Origin of the sequence: Burkholderia ubonensis (genome assembly GCF_902833085.1) — a bacterium.
Classification (GTDB): domain Bacteria; phylum Pseudomonadota; class Gammaproteobacteria; order Burkholderiales; family Burkholderiaceae; genus Burkholderia; species Burkholderia ubonensis.
The window spans coordinates 91,979-109,697 of sequence record NZ_CADFEB010000008.1; the positions used below are offsets into that span (position 1 = coordinate 91,979).

The window sequence follows — 17,719 nt, forward strand, 5'->3', positions numbered from 1 at the left end:
CCCGTTCATGCGCGCGGCGTACCGGTGCGCGCGGGCCGCGCCTGCGGGACGCAGCCGCGTACGAGCGCGTTCACGCGTTCGCGGAACCACTGATGCGCGCGATCCGCATCGCGCGATTCATGCCAGTACGCAAGGATCGGAAACGGCTGCAGCCGCAGCGGCAGCGGCCGCACCGCGATCGGCAGCAGGTCCGTCATTCGCAGCGCGTACGAATGCGGCAGCGTGAGCAGCAGGTCGCCCGCCGCGGCGATCTGGCAGGCCGCGAAGTAGTGCTGGCAGACGAGCTGGATGTGCCGCAAGCGCCCGTCGTTGCCGAGCAGCACGTCGATCGCGGGGGGCTCGCCGTGCGACGACACGGCGACGTGCCGCGCCGCGAAGTAGTCGTTGCGCCGTAGCGGGCCGTTCGCGAGCGGATGATCGCGCCGCATCGCGACGACGAGCGATTCGTCGAGCAGGTATTCGCTCGCGATGCGCGGGCCGACCGGCAGGCGGCGCTCGACGACGAGATCGAGATCGCCCGCCGCGAGCTCGCGCTCGACGTCGCGGATCGGCACGCGCCGGCTCACGAGCCGCAAGCCCGGCGCTTCCTGCGCGAACGCGGCGACGAGCCGTGGCAGCGCGATCGATTCGAGCACGTCGCGCAGGCCCACGACGACGCTCAGGTCGAGCGTCGCCGGGTCGAACGCCGGCTGCGCGCGCGCCGTGTCCTGCAGTCCCTTCAGGTGGCGCTGGACGTCGGCGATGACCGCTCGGGTGCGCTCGGTCGGCACGACGCGGTTGCCCTGGCGGACGAACAGCGGATCGTCGAACTGGGCGCGCAGGCGATTGAGCGCATGCGTGATCGCGGGTTGCGTCAGGTGCAGCGCGCGGGCCGCGGCGCTGATCCCGCCATGCACGTAGACGGCATCGAGCACGCGGAACAGGTTGAGGTCGAGGCGGTGATCGACGGGCACGGGACGCGGGAGTGGTGGATCGCGGAGGTCGATTCTAATGGATGCGCGTCGGGGCGGCGCGCGGCGCGAGGGCGTTCGATGCGTGCGGCGCAGGCTCGGCGGACGAAAAAAAGCCGACCGGCGGCCGGTCGGCGCAATGGGGCCAGACCGCACGAGGGACGAGCCGGAACCCAGGCCAGATATCCGTAGGATATGTGTCCGATCCAGATGGGGCTGGATCGGCGCAGCGAGTATAAGAGGCACGCGCGCGCACGGATATGCCGGCGTCCTGTCGAGTTCCGACAAATGCATGGACGGATTCGCGGGCAATATGTATTCGAAGGACTTTCAATTTTTGAGGCGACAACGTTTGCGATTGCATCGTTGGTTTAATTGATCAATTTTGATTGATTTAAATGAAGGATGCTTTCGGATGGATTGTGTTTAAGAAATGTCGAGATTGTTGAGTCGAATTGAAAGGATTTGTCCATGCGCCGCCGGGCCTCGTTTGCATCGATATTAAGCGGCGATCGGGCGGAATATAGGATCGCGCCTTGTTCCGCGCCATAGTGGAATGGCGGAAATCAGGTGGCGGGGCGGCTTGTTTCAATCCGCCATAACCCTGTCCGGGTCGGACAATACTGTCAAGAAACGTACCTCAGAAGATATGATGCGAACGCTTTGGAACAGGTGGCTGTCGCGCGCAAGCTTCGAAAAATAAACAAGCGTGTCTGAGAGAGAAGGCAGTAAGAGTCGGGGGCTCGGCAAGTGGATGCAAATGAACAACGCATAGTCGTCATTTTTTTGAGCGCGGGGTTTTCGATGGCACAGGCCGCGCGTCTGGTCGAGGCCTTCAATCTCGCCAACCGCTTGCAGACCGTCTGCGCGGCGTATCAATTGAGATTCGTGTCCGCGAACGGCGGATTGCTCCAGTCTTCATCGGGCGTGCAGGTCGCGACCGATGCGCTGGACGACGATCATGGCAGGTACGCCTATGCATTCTTTCACCTGCACGGCGATCACGCGCTCGTGGCGTGGAACGAGGACCTGCTGCGCCGGCTGCGGGACCTTCACGCGAATGCCCGCTGGGTCGCGGACGGGATGAAGCTCGCGACGATCGCGGCGTCGAAGTGGGCGAGCGCGCGCGACGACGCCGCGTCGATGACCATCGCGAGCCTCGTATCCGCGGCGAAGGAAGCCGAGCCGTCGGGGCAGGCGGCGGATGTGTTGGCGGCGGTCATGGGCATGTTCCGGCACGATCTCGGCGAAGGCGCGGTGGAGGAGATCACCCGCCACATCTCGCGGCCGGTCGACGAGCGCTTCGTCCAGTCGATGTGGGCGATCCGGGAACTGAGCGCCAGCCCGTCGATTCGCACGTCGATGCAGCAATTGCGCGCGCAGAGCATCAACCGCATCTCGATCGCGGGCGCCGCGCAGGCGGTGGCCATGAGCGAGCGCAATTTCCTGCGGCGCTTCAAGAAGGAAGTCGGCGTGACGCCGACGGAATTCGTCCTGCACGTGCGCCTCGAGCGTGCGTGCCACATGCTCGTTCATACGACCCTGCCGGCCGACAAGGTCGCCCGGCGCATCGGGCTGGGCAGCGGCGAGCGCATGGCGAAGCTGTTTCGTCAGCGCCTGTCGATGTCGCCGACCGAATACCGTGCCAACGAGCGCGCGCGGATCTCGAAGGTCGGCATCGCGCTGCCGTATGCGCCGTCGATGCAACGGTCCTGCGGGCTCGCGCCTTGAAGGGGGCGAAGCGGTTCGCGGCATGATCGAGGTCAGGCCGCGCGGATTTCACGGCGTTCTCCCCGAGACGGCAAGGATCTCGAAGCATTGCGGTTGACGCTCGCCCAGAGGGGCGAAGGGAGTGCCGTGTTGGCGCAGGGCGGGCCGGCTTTCGTACAATCACGGCGTTCCGGTCTCAGTGACGCTGCGCCATGCCTTTTTTTCCCACCACCGCCACCGCCCCGTTCTGCCCGTCGGAAGTGAAGGGCAGCATTACGATCGACGCCCGCGCGTCGCGGCTGACGAAGCTCAGGCGCTTCTTCGGCCCCGGCCTGCTCGTCGCGATCGGCTACATGGACCCCGGCAACTGGGCCACCGACATCCAGGCAGGCTCCCAGTTCGGCTATTCGCTGCTGTGGGTCGTCGCGTTCTCCAGCCTCGCCGCGATCTTCCTGCAGATGCTCGCCGCGCGCCTCGGCCTCGTCGCCGGCAAGGATCTCGCGCAGGCCAGCTACGACCGCTACGGTCCGTTCGGCCGCGCCGTCCAGTGGGTGACCGCCGAGGTGTCGATCGTCGCGTGCGACATTGCCGAGGTGCTCGGCTGCGCGCTCGCGTTCAAGCTGCTGCTCGGCGTGCCGGTCGCGTGGGGGATCGTGCTGACCGCGCTCGACACGATGATCGTGCTCGGCCTGCAGGGCAAGGGCTTCCGCCAGATCGAGGCGATCGTGCTCGGGCTGATCGGCACGATGGCGTTCTGCTTCGTCGCGCAGGTCACGATGGTGCCGCCCGACTGGCACGCGGTGTTCAACGGGCTCGTGCCCGGCGATCCGGGCCACGACCGCAAGGACGCGATCGTGCTCGCGCTCGGCATCGTCGGCGCGACGATCATGCCGCACAACCTGTACCTGCATTCGTCGGTCGTGCAGACGCGGCGCGTGGTCGGCGGCGCGCGCGGCATGATCCGCGACACGCTCGCGCTCGTGCGCATCGATACCTGCGTGTCGCTGTTCGTCGCGATGCTCGTCAACGCGGCGATCCTGATCCTCGCGGGCGCGGCGTTCCATGCGACCGGCCGCACCGACGTCGCCGACATCGAGCAGGCGTACCGGCTCATCACGCCGATCGTCGGCGGGGCGGCCGCGCTGCTGTTCGGCATCGCGCTGCTCGCGTCCGGGCAAAGCTCGACGCTCACGGGCACGATCGCGGGCCAGGTGATCATGGACGGCTTCCTGCACATGAAGATCCCGTGCTACCAGCGCCGGCTGATCACGCGCGGGCTCGCGCTGATTCCCGCGCTGATCGGCGTGCTGTGGCTCGGCGACGGCTCGGTCGGCCGGCTGCTCGTCTGGAGCCAGGTGCTGCTGAGCCTGCAGCTGCCGTTCGCGATGTGGCCGCTGATCCGCTCGGTCAGCGATCGCGCGGCGATGGGCGAGCACGCGATCGGGCGCGGGATGCAGGTGGCCGCGTGGGCGCTGTTCGCGGTCATCACCGGCACGAACCTGCTGCTGATCACGGGTGTCGCCGGGTGAGCGCCGGCGGCGCGCCCGGGGTGCGCGCCGCTTCGCCGATCATGAATGTGGCCTATGACTGGCCATAACGAATATTCATTTCATCGATCTGCGGCATTCGCGTACGCTGGCCGTGCGTTTGTCGCCGGGCGCACGCTGCGCAGGGCTGCGGCGGCGCCGGATCATTTACGGGAGTCGGACAGATGACTGTGGTTTCTTCACGCCTCGCAGGCAAGTGCGCGTACATCACCGGCGCGGCAGGCGGCCTCGGCCGCGCGATCGCGCGGCGCATGGTCGAGCAGGGCGCACGGGTGTTCCTGACGGACGTCGCCGACGCGGCGGTGCTCGACGCGTTCGCGCAGGAGCTCAACGCCGGGCATGCCGCGCCGGTCGCGTTCGCCGCGACGCAGGACGTGCGCGACGACGCGCGCTGGCAGGCGCTGCTCGCGCAGGCGAACGACGCGATGGGCGGCCTGTCGGTGCTCGTCAACAACGCGGGCGTCGGCTCGATCGGCGCGCTCGACCAGCTCGAGCTGAAGGAGTGGCGGCGTGTGATGGAGATCAACGTCGAAAGCATCGTGCTCGGCTGCAAGTACGCGCTGCCGTATCTGAGCGCAAGCCGCCCGGCGTCGATCATCAACATCTCGTCGGTCGCCGCGTTCAAGGTCGAGCCCGAATTCACCGCATACAACGCGTCGAAGGCGGCGGTCGCGAGCCTCACGAAGTCGGTCGCGATCGATTGCGCGCGCAAGGAGCTCGACGTGCGCTGCAACTCGATCCATCCGGCGTTCATCCGCACGGGGATCGTCGAGCCGCTGTTCCGCCAACTCGGCGAACGCGACGCGACGCGCCGGCTCGCACGCGGCATTCCGATGCGGCGGCTCGGCGAGCCCGACGACGTCGCGCATGCGGCCGTGTATCTCGCGTCCGACGAGAGCCGCTTCGTGACCGCCGCCGAGCTCGTGATCGACGGCGGCATGTGCGCGGTCTGACGCGCGCGATCCGAACCCAACACCCAGGAGGAGAACATCGTGTCGACGCTCGTCAACCGCCAATTGCTGCTGAAGGCTCGTCCGGAAGGGCGCGTCGGCCGCGAACACTTCTCGTTCGTCGACGCGCCGGTGCCGGCGCTCGCCGACGGCGAGGTGCTCGTGCGCGTGTTGGTTCTGTCGATGGACCCGACCAACCGCGTATGGATGAGCGACGTCCCGCAGTACCTGCCGCCCGTCGCGATCGGCGAGGTGATGCGCGCGCTCGGCATCGGGCGCGTCGTCGCGTCGCGCGCCGCGGCGTTCGCGGAAGGCGATCTCGTGCAGGGGCTCGTCGGCTGGCAGGACTACGCGGTCGTGTCGGCCGGTGAGGCCGCGCAGCTCGTCAAGCTGCCCGCGCAGGCGGGCCTGCCGCTGCCGACGCTGCTCGGCGCATGCGGGATGAGCGGGCTGACCGCGTACTACGGCCTCACCGAGATCGCGCCGGTGCAGCCGGGCGAGACGCTCGTCGTATCGGCCGCGGCCGGCTCGGTCGGGTCGATCGCCGGGCAGATCGGCAAGATCCACGGTGCGCGCGTGGTCGGGATCGCGGGCGGGCCGGACAAGTGCCGCTACCTGACGGAGACGCTCGGCTTCGACGCGGCGGTCGACTACAAGGCCGACGACTTCCGGCAGCAGCTGAAGGCGGCGACGCCGGACGGCGTGCACGTGAACTTCGAGAACGTCGGCGGCGACGTGATGCGCGCGGTGCTGTCGCGGATGGTGATCGGCGGGCGCATCGCGCTGTGCGGCACGATCGCGAATTACAACAGCGGACGCGCGGCCGATGACGTCAGCGTGCTGATCTCTAAGCGCCTGACGATGCGCGGCTTCCTGATCCTCGACTATCGCAACAGCCGCGAAGCCGTGCAGACGCTCGCCGGCTGGCTGCGTGACGGCCGGCTCAAGGCCGAGGAAACCGTCGCCGACGGTCTCGAAAATGCGCCCGACGTGCTGAACCGCCTGTTCGACGGCGATCATCGCGGCAAGCTCGTGCTGCGGGTCGATCCGCACGCGTGAGCCGCATGAGCCGAGTGCAGCGCGCGCGATCGCGTGCTGCCGCGACGGCCAGATTGTCATGAAACGTCATATTTGGACGTTGTCTGTATTGTCCGATCTCGTTTTCGGACTGGTCTGATATGTTGTCCCGACGCTTCTCCCTAAAGTGAATGCCGACATGCAAGGCGGCATGACCCGTGCGTCACGCCGCCGTTTCCGGATGAACGGCACAGGGAGAGGCGACAGATGCAGGCAGCGCGGCAGCGGGAAGCAACAACAATCACGAACGCAACGGGCGCAACGGGCGTGGCGTCGCGCAACCGCACGCTGTGCGCGCTGCTGGCGGGCGTGTGTGCCGCGCTGTTCGCATCGGGAGCGGATGCGGCAGGGCAGGTGAGCTTCTCCGGCGCGCTCGTCGCGCAATACGACGTTACGCTCGCGGCGCCGTCCGTCGCCGTGAGCGAACGGGCAGCCGATGTCGATGCACGGGCCGCTTCAGTGGCGGTGACTTTCGATGCGCACGACCGGCGCTTGCCGGGCGCACGCATCGTGCTGGCCGATGTGCTTGGCGCGCCGTTGGGGCAGCCGGAAGTGTCCGGCGTACGCGCGACGTGGCGCGATGCGGTGAGCCGGCGGATTGTGCCGCCGCGCGCCGACGGCGCGTATCGGGTCGGGCCGCATGGCGGAACGATGACGGTCGCAGCGCCCGATGCCGGCGCGGCGGGGCCGATCGTGATGAAGATTCTCCATCCATGACGGGCGGAACTCGTCCGTATTTCCCGGCCCTGATGTGGATATTGCATTGCGCAGCCGGTGATTCGAAACCGGCCGGCGATAATGTGCTGCAAGCCGCGCCCGTGGGCGCGGCTTGCGTCACTCGCCTTGTTCGGCGCGCGCGAAGAGGTCCCAGCTTGCCATGAACAGCGCGGCAATGAGCGGCCCGATCACGAAGCCGTTGATGCCGAACAGCGCCATTCCGCCGAGTGTCGAGAGCAGCACGACCCAGTCGGGCATCTTGGTGTCCTTGCCGACGAGGATCGGCCGCAGCAGGTTGTCGACGAGCCCGATCACGCCGCCGCAGAACGCGACGAGGATCACGCATTTCCAGATCTCGTCGATCATCAGCAAATAGATGGCGGCCGGCACCCAGACGAGGCCCGCGCCGATCGCGGGCAGCAGCGACAGGAACGCCATCAGCGCGCCCCACAGCACGACGCCCTCGATCCCGAGAATCCAGAAGATCAGCCCGCCCAGCGCGCCCTGCACGAGCGCGACCGCGATGTTGCCCTTCACGGTTGCGCGCACAACCGTCGTGAACTTCGACAGCAGCAGGTGCTTGTGCTCGTCGTCGAGCGGCAGCGCGCGGCGCACGCGGCGGCCGATCTCGCCGCCGTCGCGCAGCAGGAAGAACACCATGTACAGCATCACGCCGAAGCTGATCACGAACTGGAACGTGTTCTGGCCGATGACGAGCGCCTGGGCCGCGACGAACTGGCTGATCTGCGCGGCGCCGTCGGTCAGCTTCTTCTGGATGCCGGTGAGGTTGGTCACCCCGTATTTCGCGAGCAGCCGCTGGATCGACGTCGGCAGCGCATGGATGATGTCCTGGTAGTACTGCGTGTAGTTCGGCTGCGCGGTCTTGATCTCCTGGTACACATACGCGATTTCCTGCACGAGCGTCGCGGCGACGAACACGAGCGGCAGGATCACGATCAGGATGATCAGGGTCAACGTCAGGAGTGCGGCGAGATTGCGCCGCTTGCCGAAGCGGGCCGCGAGCCAGCGCTGGACCGGCTGGAACAGGATCGCCAGGATGGTGCCCCAGAAGACCGCGCCGAAGAACGGCGTGAGAATCCAGCAGAGTCCGACGGTGACGACGAACAGGAGCAGATAGAAGAATTTTTGGTGGTCGTTTCCGCTAACCATGGTGGCAACCGCGTGAGGGTGAAATCCGTCGGCCCGGCGCGTGTCCGGGACGGCCCGAACCGGAGTATGCCCGCAAAGGCGCGGAAGTCATAGTTGCCGCGGACGGCGTGCGCATGAAAACGCCGCGGGCGAAGCCACGCGGCGCTGGAGGAACGACGCGGGTGCGGCGCACGGCCGCCCGGCGTCAGAGGTTGAGCTTCGTGACCTTCGTGCCGTTCACCGACAGGTCGCCCATCAGGCCGGCGTTGGTCAGCACCAGCACCTGGACCGGCGCGGTGGCCGTATTGGTGTCGACCGCGCCGTTCGCGCCGACCTTGACGACCGCGACCGACGCGTCGGCGCCTGCCGACCAGCCGTCCGTCTTGCGGAACGAATCGAGCGCGTCCTGCGTCATGAACAGGAACACGATCGCCTTCGACTGCGCGCCGGCCTGCAGGCCGACCGACAGCGACGACGTATTGTAGTAGCCGATCGTGCTGCCGCCGACGCGCAGCGCGCCGTTGCCGGACTGACCGCCGACGATGAGGCCCGCCTGCAGCACGTTCGGGAACACGAGGATGCCGCGCGATTTCGCGACGAGTTCACGCGAGCCCGGCACCGTCGAATAGAGGCGCGACAGCGTCGCGTTGACGCTCGCGTCGATCGATTCGCGCTTCGACGCGCTCGCCGCGGCGGGCGGGTTCTTGTCGGGGGTGGTGGTGCAGCCGGCGAGGGTGAGGCTGCCGAGCATGACGGCCGCGGCGGCTTGAATCACGAGAGTCTTTCGCATGTTTGTTCTCCTTCGTTGTCGGGTTGGGAACGGCGCAATGGCCGATCGGGATCAACGACGAGCAAGTAGCAGGCCCGCCACGAACGCGAGGCCGGCGACGACGCCCGCGGTTTGCCACGGGTTGTCGTGCACGACCTGCGACACGCGCTCGGCGGAATCGCGCAGCCGGGCGGCCGCGGAATGTGATGCGACGTCGAGCGTGCTGCGCGCTTCGTCGAGACGGGACTGCACGCGCTTGCGCAACGCTGCGATGTCGCCGTCTCCATCGTTCTTCAACAAATCCTCGAGTTCGTCGAAGAGTTCGCGCAGATCGTCCTGCGTATCCGCGTTCAGGTTACGCGCAGCGGAACGGGTGCTGCGCCCCATGCGGCGTCCGGTGCGGCGGATGTCGGACAGGCCGCGGTCAAGCTTGTGTTCGATCGAGTCGGTGAGCGCCATGATGTTCATCCTCCTTGAACCAAGCAGAATTGAAGACACGAAAAAGCCGCTCCAATTTGTGTGATTCGCACGATGCGGGGGAGTTTCGTCACACGCTTTCAGTTTTGTCGGTGCACGGCGCGCAAAGCCCCGCCAGGCATGGCGCGACGGGAGGAGAATTTTTTTTCGCCCGCAAGGTCGGCGTGCAGTCAACGACGCGCGGCCGATTCGGGCGAATCCGTCGCGCAGGTAAAAGTGACGGAATTTGTAAGGGATGCAGGTAAATTGCGCCGGCGATGGCCGCAGGCGCGATCCTCGAGCGCGAGATCGATCACGACCGGATCGTGGTCCGACGAGCGGTAGGGGTCGGGCGCGTAGTAGCGCGATTGCTGCTCGCGCGTCTTGTAGCCCGGCGTGTATTGCAGCGCGACCGGTTCGTCGGCGTTGATGTGCCAGACGTGCACGGCTTTCACGCGCGCGGCGAGCGTCGATGTCGCGAGCGCGTGGTCGAGGTAGCCCGCTTCGCCGCCGAACACGTAGCTGTACGCGTCGTCGCCGTGAAAACGCGCGACGAGGTTCGCAAAGCCACGCGCTTCGAGCGCACGGATCGGATCTTCCTTCGCGTAGCTGTTGAGGTCGCCGATCAGCAGCACGCCTTCGGCGGTCGCGCCGGTGGGATTGCCCGCAAGCCAGCCGGCGATGCGTTCGGCCGCGCGCGTGCGGGTCGCGTTCCAGCAGCCCTGGCCGTCCGCCTGATCGAGATCGGCGCCCGCCGCGTTCGGGCAGTTCTTCGACTTCAGGTGATTGACCGCAACCGTGACGGCGCGCGTGCCGCCGATGCGTGTGAAGGTCCGTGCGAGCGGCGGACGGTTCAGGTTGCCGATCGCGAGCGTCGCCGCGCGCCCGGCCGGTTCGACCGTACGGCTGTCGTAGAGCAGCGCGACCGCGATCGCGTCGCCGCCAAGGCGCGCGGCGCCCGGTTCGACCACGCGCCAGCCGTCGCCGAGCTGCGCGGCCAGGCGGCGCACCGCGCTGGCGTCGCCGTAGCCGTTGTTCGCGATCTCCATCAGGCCGATCACGTCCGCGCGCAGCGCCCGCAGCGTCGCGACGATCTTCGCTTCCTGCCGTGCGAAATCGGCCGGCGTTTTCGCGCCGCGGTTGGCGGGCGCGTCGAAGCCGCCGCCGCGGCCGTCGCCGTTGAAGTAATTGAACACATTGAACGACGCGATCCGCACGTCGGCGTCCGGATGCCGCACGGGCGCGCCGGTGCGAGGATTCGCCGCGCGCTCGAATACCGGCGCGGCCGCACCCGGCACCGGCTGCAGCCGCCACGTGTCGTAGCGCCGCTCGAGCACGCCCTCGACGCCGCGCACCGTGTAGCCGGCGCGCAGCGTGTTCGCGGCGCTCAGCGCGGGCGGCGGGTAGCGCACGGTCGCGGGGTTCTGCCTGGTCGAGCCGTCGTCGAGAACGATGCGGTTGCGCGCGTTCGCGTCCGCCTGCGCGGCGGCCCGGGCCGGATCGACGAGATGCGTCGGCGCGCGCAGCCGGCCGTTGCTGAGCACGATGCTGCCGTAGCGGCCCAGTTCGTAGGTATCGCTGACCGTCAGCGTCTGCGGCAGCCGCACGAGCATGCCCGCGTGAGCCGCGAACACGGACGCGGCGTCGACCGGCAGCGTGAGCGTCGCCGGCGTGACCGTCCGCCCGCGTGCGCAGACGGCGATTCCGCCCGACAGCGTGAGTTGCGTCTGGCCGTATTTGTCCTCGATCCTGCCGGTCACGTGGACGACGTCGCCGGCCGTCGCGCGCACCTTCGGTGCATAGACGAACAGGCCTTCCGACACGCCCGGCCGGCGCAGGCGCTCCGCGTCCGCCTGCTGGACGAAGAACCCGCCGAAGCCGTCGGCGCCGCCGAAGTCAGCGGTGACGACGGCTTCGATCGACGTCGTCTGCCCGGCCAGCGGCGACGGACCGGCGCCGTTCTGAATCGCGGCGATGGGCGTCGTCGCGCCGCCGCAGCCGGCGCTGACCGGCGGCGCGGCCGCGAGCGCCGGGGCGGATGAGACGACGAAGGCGGCAAGAGCGTATGACGGCAATGAGTGATGCATGGCGCGACTCGCTGAAGAAATCGAACAGTCAGGGCCGCATGGTGACAGGAAAATGTAAGAAAGTGGTCGGAACAGGCCGTTCGGACAGGTGTCGGGCGGCGACCGTCAGGCGGAGAATGTCGCAATGCGCTCGCGTGAAGGCGTTCGGGCGTTCGCGCCGGGCTTGTCGCATGGACCGCCGGGCGGCGCCGGCCCAGAATGGCGGGCCGTCGACGAAGCGGGCCATGCGGCGTGCCCGGCGTCCGCAGCCGCACCACCGGACTATTCAGAGGAGAATTTCATGGCGTACATGCTGTTGATTGTCGAACCGACCGGCCAGCGCGCCGGGCGCACGCTCGCGGAAGGGCAGTCGCTCTACGCGCGGATGCAGGATTTCGCCCAGGGCCTGAAGGCGCGCGGCGTGCTGCGCGCGGTCGAATCGCTCGAAACGTCGGAGCGCGGCACGCGCGTGCAGGTGCGCGACGGCGAGACGCGCCTGATCGACGGGCCGTTCGCGGAGGCGAAGGAGATGGTCGGCGGCTTCTTCCTCGTCGACGTCGATACGCACGCGGAAGCGGTCGAGATCGCGCGCCAGTGCCCCGCCGCGCAGTGGTGCACGGTCGAGGTGCGCGCGGTCGGCCCGTGTTTCCTTTGACACCGAGCGGATCGCCTTGGTGTTTACCCTGATTCGTCGTGCCGCGCGTCGATCCGCCCGCGACTCGCGCGTCGTTCGGATAGGGCGCCGACGCGCGGTGCCTCCGACCATCGAAACAAGGAGCGAACGATGCGATTCATGATCATGATCCGGGCGAACGCTGTCAGCGAATCCGACGCATTGCCGGACAACCGGCTGGTCGAGGCGATGACGGTCTATCACGAGGAACTGGCGAAGGCCGGCGTGCTGCTCGATGCGAACGGCCTGCGGCCGAGCGCGCGCGGCTGGCGTGTGCGTTACACCGGCGGCAAGGGCACGGTGGTCGACGGCCCGTTCGCGGAAACGAAGGAGCTGATCGCCGGCTACACGCTGATCGAGGTGCGCTCGCGCGACGAGGCGCTCGAATGGACGCGCCGGTTCCCCGCGCCGTTCGGCGCGGAGATGGACTGCGAGATCGAGGTGCGCCAGCTGTTCGAGCTGGACGATCTCACGCCGAGCGACGCGGTCGAGCGGTTCCGCGAGCTTCAGGCCGCCCGCGGCTTCGGCCGCTGAACGCAACGTCACGAGGAGCGCAAGCGATGCACAAGCAGATCTTCATCAACCTGCCGGTGGCCGACCTGCCGCGCGCGCAGGCATTCTATGCGGCGCTCGGCTTCGAGCCGGTGCCCGCCTATACGAACGACAAGGGCGCCTGCATCCGGATCAGCGACGCGATCTTCGCGATGCTGCTCGTCAGGCCGTTCTTCCAGACCTTCACCGACAAGACCATCGTCGATCCGGCCACCCATGTGCAGGTGCTGCCGTGCCTGTCGTGCGAGAGCCGCGCCGAGGTCGATGCGGTCGTCGCGAAGGCGCGCGCGGCGGGCGGCACGACGCCGCGTCCGCCGCTGGAGTATCCGGGCATGTACGGCCACGCGTTCGCCGATCCGGACGGCCACGTGTGGGAGCTGACGCATATCGCGCAGGACGCTACCGCGCCGGGGCCGGCGTCGTGACGCAGGCGGCTACGCACCGGGCGATCGAGGCCGTCTGGCGGATCGAGGCGCCGAAGATCATCGCGCGGGCCGCGCGCGTGGTGCGCGACGTGGGCGTTGCGGAGGAGCTGGCGCAGGATACGCTCGTCGCGGCGCTCGAGCACTGGCCCGTCGACGGCGTGCCCGACAACCCGGCTGCGTGGCTGATGACGGCCGTGAAGCGCCGCGCGCTCGACCGGGTTCGCCAGGAATCGCTGCACGCGGCGAAGCGCGATCAGCTGGGCCGCGAGTTCGACGCGCTCGGCGCGCACGTGGTGCCCGACATCGCGGAGGCGCTCGCCGATGCGCAGGACGACGACATCGGCGACGACCTGCTGCGGCTGATCTTCACCGCATGCCATCCGGTGCTGTCGACCGACGCGCGCGTCGCGTTGACGCTGCGGCTGCTCGGCGGGCTGACGACGGACGAGATCGCGCGCGCGTTCCTCGCGCCGGAGCCGACGATCGCGCAGCGGATCGTGCGCGCGAAGCGCACGCTCGCGGCGGCGCACGTGCCGTTCGAGGTGCCGGCGGCCGACGCGCGGCCGGCGCGGCTCGCGTCGGTGCTCGAGGTGATCTACCTGATCTTCAACGAAGGCTACGCGGCGACCGCCGGCGACGACTGGATGCGTCCCGCGCTGTGCGACGAAGCGCTGCGGCTCGGCCGCGTGCTCGCGGGGCTCGCGCCGGACGACAGCGAGGTGTTCGGCCTCGTCGCGCTGATGGAGCTGCAGGCGTCGCGCACGCATGCGCGCACCGACACGCAGGGCCGCCCGGTGCTGCTGCTCGAGCAGGATCGCAGCCGCTGGGATCCGCTGCTGATCCGGCGCGGCCTCGCGGCGCTCGAACGCGCGACGAAGCTCGGCGGCGTGCGCGGGCCGTATGCGCTGCAGGCGGCGCTGGCGGCTTGTCATGCCCGTGCGCGGCAGGCGTCGGAAACCGACTGGGCGCAGATCGTCGCGCTGTACGACGCGCTCGCGGAGGTCGCGCCGTCGCCCGTCGTCGAATTGAACCGCGCGGTGGCGGTGGGCATGGCGTTCGGGCCGGCCGCGGCGCTCGAGCTCGTCGACGCGCTGCGCGACGACCCGGCGCTCGCGCGCTATCACTGGCTGCCGAGCGTGCGCGGCGACCTGCTCGCGAAGCTCGGGCGCACCGACGAGGCGAAGGCCGAATTCCGCCGCGCGGCGGAATTGACCCGCAACGCGCGCGAACGCGAGTTGCTGCTCAAGCGTGCGACAGATGCGTGAAATGAAGCGCGCGCCGTCGCGGCGCGCCGGCGGTGGAAATGCTGACGAGCCAGAGCGGGCCGGGTGCGACGACGAGCGGCAGCTTGCCGGCCCACGCGGGGCCGGACGTGCGGCGAGTCGATGCGCACGAGTCGAGTCATCTTGATGTGATTAGCCAATATTTTGATAATTTCAATGAAATGTCCTAATCGGATGGTTAAAAAAACATGAGACAAGTACGAATTTGATTTCAATAAAATGCTTTTGATTGAAATTGGATAATTCGATTCCGCATAATCTGCGCGTGATTGACGTATTGCGAGATTGGCGGTGTCGGGGTGTTAAGGATAATTAACAAAAAAGATGACGAGCAGATCCGGCTCGCCGATGTGCGGCGCGCAACTGCATTCGCGGGTCGCGCGCTGTGCGCCGCGCATCTGCTGGCGTTTGCCGTTGCCGCGTCTGCGCAGACGCCCGGGCCCGGTGCGCCGCCGCTGAATGCGCAGCGCCACCAGGCTCAACAGCTCGACGAGATCCGGCAGCAGATGCTCGACCGGCCGGACGTGCTGTCCGCGAAGCCGTCGGGCGAGTCCCACGCACTGCGCTTGCCGGCCGAAACACCGTGTTTCGCCATTCACACGATCGATTGGCGCGGCGTCGACGCATTCCCGTGGCTGCGCGACGCATTCCCGCTGGAGCGCGCATGCATCGGCCGGAACGGATTGAGCCTGCTGCGCGAATGGGTCGGTCGCCGTCTCATCGAACGCGGCTACATCACGTCGCTCGTCAGCATTCCGTCGCAGGACCTGTCGACCGGACGCTTGATCATCGAGGTGCTCCCGGGCCGCATCGGCGCGATCGACGATGCGCGCGGCCGGATCGGCTGGGCGCCGATGCTGTTTCCGCGTGGCGGGCACGCGCTGCTGAACGTGCGCGATCTCGATCAGGCGCTCGAGAACGTACGCCGTCTGCCCGGTCAGGCGGCCACCGCGTTTGATCTGGTTCCGGGCGCGTCGCTTGGCGAGACCGACATCGTCGTCCGGCATCCGGACGATGCGCGCCGCGTTCGCTTCGTCGCGACGGCCGACAACGGCGGGCTCGATGCGACCGGCCGCAACCAGCTCGGCGCGATCGTCGCGATCGATTCGCCGCTGCGGCTCTACGATCAACTGATCGTCACCTACAACACCGACGCCGCGCTGCGCAACAAGTCGCTCGGCTCGCAGGCGAAGAGCGTCGCATGGAACGTGCCGATCGGCTATGCGTCGTTCTCGCTCGGCGTCAGCGAGTGGACGAACCGGCAGACGCTGGTGGCCGACCTGCCCGACGAGGCCATGCCGCCGCTCCGCCAGCGTACCCGTCGCTATGAGGCCAGCGTCGGCTACGTGCCGTATCGCTCCGGTCACGGCAAAACCACGCTCCGCTTCAGGCTCGCGCGCCGCGAGGACCGCTCGTGGTTCGGCATGACCGAACTCGATGTGTTTCGCCATGACATCGTCAGCTACGAAGTGAGCGCAGCACATCGCGAGAAGCTCGGGCGCGGAACCGTCGACGCGAGCATCGGCATGCGCTCGAGCCTCGCCGGGCTGAGCGCCTTCTCCGGGCGCGTCAACGGGCAGCCCGCATGGGACGGCCGCTATCGCGTGTACACCGCGGCGCTCGGCGCCGACGCGCCGTTCCGGATCGGCGCACGTCCGTTCGGCTATCGCGGATTCCTTCAGCTTCAGTACGCGCCCGGCGCGCTGCCGTCGACCGAATACCTGCAGATCGGCGGCCGCTACACGGTGCGCGGTTTCGACGGCAACCAGACGCTCGCCGGCGACAGCGGCTGGTTCTGGCGCAACGAACTGGCGACGCCGTGGTTCGGCTCGCACGAAGCCTATGTCGCGCTCGACGCCGGCCTGGTCACGGGCGCGGGCTCGCGCGAAGGCGCGGGTCGGGAAGGGCGCACGCTGGTCGGCGCCGCGCTCGGCGTGCGCGGCGGCTATCGGATGCTCGGCTACGACGTCGCGCTCGGCGTGCCGCTTTGCAAGCCCGGTGCACTGAAAACCGCGCAACCCACGCTTGCCTTGTCGCTCACCAGCCGCTTCTGATCGTTGCAGGCGCGTTCGCGCCCGCCGTACGTCACGGAGGGAATCGCCATGTAAGCACGCTCGCTCGCCCATCGGCCGATCGACGGACCGGCCCGGTCCGGTGTGGCCTGTGCCACGCCCGTCCTTTCATCTTCAGGAAACCGAGAAGACCATGAAACATCAACAACAACACCCTCGCCAGCGCGCGGCGACGCCATTCGCGCGTACCGCGCTTGCCGCGGCGCTGACGCTCGCGATGCCGATTCTCGCGGCGCAGCCCGCGTACGCGCAACCGGGGCTCGTCGTGGATCCGGGCGCGGCCAACCGCCCAGGCCTCGGCACCGCGCCGAACGGCACGCCGATCGTCGACATCAACGCACCGGATGCCGCCGGCATTTCGACCAACCGCTTCACCGACTACAACGTTGGCCAGAATAACCTCGTGCTGAACAACAGCGTGACCCGCACGAACACGCAACTGGCGGGCAGCATCGACGGCAACGCGCGGCTCGGCGGCCGGGCGGCGCAGGTGATCCTGAACCAGGTGGTGGGCGGTAACGCATCGGTGCTCGCGGGCACGACGGAAGTCGCGGGGCAGCAGGCGCGCGTGATCGTCGCGAACCCGAACGGGATCAGCGTGAACGGCGCGAGCTTCATCAATGCGAGCCGCGTGTCGCTCGTCGCGGGCACGACGGAATTCGACGAGGAGGGCCACGTCGCGCGGTTCCGGACCGAGGATGGCCGCATCACGATCGACGGCGCCGGGCTCGACGCACGCAATATGGATCAGCTCGATCTCGTGTCGCGCAGCCTGAAGGTGAACGCCGCGTTGCACGCGAAGAAACTGGTCGCGGTCGCACAGCAGGGGACGGCGGCGATCGAGGATCCGCAGGCGATGTCGTTCGATGCGTCGACGAGCGGAGAATTGCCGCGCGTCGCGATCGACGTGTCGCGACTCGGCAGCGTGCATGGCGAGGAATCGATCGTCATGCGTGGCACGTCGGCCGGCGTCGGCATCAATATCTCGGGGAAGGTCGAGGCGGTAACGGGCTCGATCACGTTGTTGTCGGACGGCAAGGTCCGGCTCTCGAACGGCGGGTCGCTGGGCGCGAAGAAGCTGTCGGTTCCGTCCGGCCTGCAGATTGGCGGGAACTGGACGGACGATGACGAGGTGGCAAAGCCGCCGGTCGATCCGGAGCCGCCGGTTGCGGAAACGAAGCCGCCGGTCGATCCGGAGCCGCCGGTTGCGGAAACGAAGCCGCCGGTCGATCCGGAACCGCCGGTCGCGGAAACGAAGCCGCCGGTCGATCCGGAACCGCCGGTCGCGGAAACGAAGCCGCCGGTCGATCCGGAACCGCCGGT

Annotated in this window: 16 protein-coding genes; 11 read left to right on the forward strand and 5 right to left on the reverse strand. The window is 68.1% G+C overall.

Annotation, left to right across the window (positions count from 1 at the left end):
- Positions 1–5: 5 nt before the first annotated feature.
- Entirely contained in the window at positions 6–953 is a 948-nt protein-coding gene (locus tag HWX31_RS22600) for a LysR family transcriptional regulator (protein ID WP_174964542.1), read from the reverse strand.
- An 801-nt stretch (positions 954–1,754) separates the two neighbouring features.
- On the opposite strand from HWX31_RS22600, the gene HWX31_RS22605 reads away from it, so the two are divergent.
- From HWX31_RS22605 to HWX31_RS22625, 5 genes are all read left to right on the forward strand, one after another.
- The gene (locus HWX31_RS22605; protein WP_174964543.1) at positions 1,755–2,681 is read left to right on the forward strand and encodes a helix-turn-helix domain-containing protein; all 927 of its coding nucleotides are present in this window, start codon (positions 1,755–1,757) and stop codon (positions 2,679–2,681) included.
- Between the two features lie 191 nt (positions 2,682–2,872).
- Complete coding sequence (locus HWX31_RS22610) at positions 2,873–4,189, forward strand: Nramp family divalent metal transporter (protein WP_174964544.1); 1,317 nt, start codon at positions 2,873–2,875, stop codon at positions 4,187–4,189.
- A gap of 182 nt (positions 4,190–4,371) precedes the next feature.
- Positions 4,372–5,160, forward strand: coding sequence for an SDR family oxidoreductase (locus HWX31_RS22615; RefSeq protein WP_045564547.1), 789 nt, complete (start codon positions 4,372–4,374; stop codon positions 5,158–5,160).
- A 39-nt stretch (positions 5,161–5,199) separates the two neighbouring features.
- The gene (locus tag HWX31_RS22620; protein WP_174964545.1) at positions 5,200–6,216 is read left to right on the forward strand and encodes an NADP-dependent oxidoreductase; all 1,017 of its coding nucleotides are present in this window, start codon (positions 5,200–5,202) and stop codon (positions 6,214–6,216) included.
- 225 nt (positions 6,217–6,441) lie between these two features.
- Complete coding sequence (locus tag HWX31_RS22625; RefSeq protein WP_174964546.1) at positions 6,442–6,951, forward strand: hypothetical protein; 510 nt, start codon at positions 6,442–6,444, stop codon at positions 6,949–6,951.
- A gap of 117 nt (positions 6,952–7,068) precedes the next feature.
- On the opposite strand, the gene HWX31_RS22630 is transcribed toward HWX31_RS22625, so the two are convergent.
- From HWX31_RS22630 to HWX31_RS22645, 4 genes are all read right to left on the reverse strand, one after another.
- Entirely contained in the window at positions 7,069–8,121 is a 1,053-nt protein-coding gene (locus HWX31_RS22630) for an AI-2E family transporter (RefSeq protein WP_174964547.1), read from the reverse strand.
- Between the two features lie 184 nt (positions 8,122–8,305).
- A complete protein-coding gene (locus HWX31_RS22635; RefSeq protein ID WP_059618223.1) occupies positions 8,306–8,890 on the reverse strand; it encodes a BPSL1445 family SYLF domain-containing lipoprotein in 585 nt (194 codons plus the stop codon).
- A gap of 51 nt (positions 8,891–8,941) precedes the next feature.
- Positions 8,942–9,328, reverse strand: a complete 387-nt coding sequence (locus tag HWX31_RS22640) for an ElaB/YgaM/YqjD family protein (protein ID WP_174964548.1) — start codon at positions 9,326–9,328, stop codon at positions 8,942–8,944.
- Between the two features lie 188 nt (positions 9,329–9,516).
- On the reverse strand, positions 9,517–11,412 hold the full coding sequence (locus HWX31_RS22645) for an ExeM/NucH family extracellular endonuclease (protein WP_174964549.1): 1,896 nt from the start codon (positions 11,410–11,412) through the stop codon (positions 9,517–9,519).
- A gap of 280 nt (positions 11,413–11,692) precedes the next feature.
- Between HWX31_RS22645 and HWX31_RS22650 the strand changes: the two genes are divergently transcribed.
- The 6 genes from HWX31_RS22650 to HWX31_RS22675 form a co-directional block, all read left to right on the forward strand.
- Positions 11,693–12,046, forward strand: coding sequence for a YciI family protein (locus HWX31_RS22650; RefSeq protein WP_010089082.1), 354 nt, complete (start codon positions 11,693–11,695; stop codon positions 12,044–12,046).
- 129 nt (positions 12,047–12,175) lie between these two features.
- Positions 12,176–12,598, forward strand: a complete 423-nt coding sequence (locus HWX31_RS22655) for a YciI family protein (protein ID WP_174964550.1) — start codon at positions 12,176–12,178, stop codon at positions 12,596–12,598.
- Between the two features lie 26 nt (positions 12,599–12,624).
- Positions 12,625–13,041: a VOC family protein gene (locus HWX31_RS22660; protein ID WP_174964551.1), complete on the forward strand. Its 417-nt coding sequence runs from the start codon at positions 12,625–12,627 to the stop codon at positions 13,039–13,041.
- The gene (locus tag HWX31_RS22665) at positions 13,038–14,306 is read left to right on the forward strand and encodes an RNA polymerase sigma factor (protein ID WP_174964583.1); all 1,269 of its coding nucleotides are present in this window, start codon (positions 13,038–13,040) and stop codon (positions 14,304–14,306) included. Before HWX31_RS22660 ends, HWX31_RS22665 begins: the two co-directional genes overlap by 4 nt.
- 368 nt (positions 14,307–14,674) lie before the next feature.
- Positions 14,675–16,378, forward strand: coding sequence for a ShlB/FhaC/HecB family hemolysin secretion/activation protein (locus tag HWX31_RS22670; RefSeq protein ID WP_244143810.1), 1,704 nt, complete (start codon positions 14,675–14,677; stop codon positions 16,376–16,378).
- 151 nt (positions 16,379–16,529) lie between these two features.
- Positions 16,530–17,719, forward strand: a 1,190-nt coding sequence (locus HWX31_RS22675; protein ID WP_208456088.1) for a filamentous hemagglutinin N-terminal domain-containing protein, incomplete at its 3' end; no start/stop codon positions are given.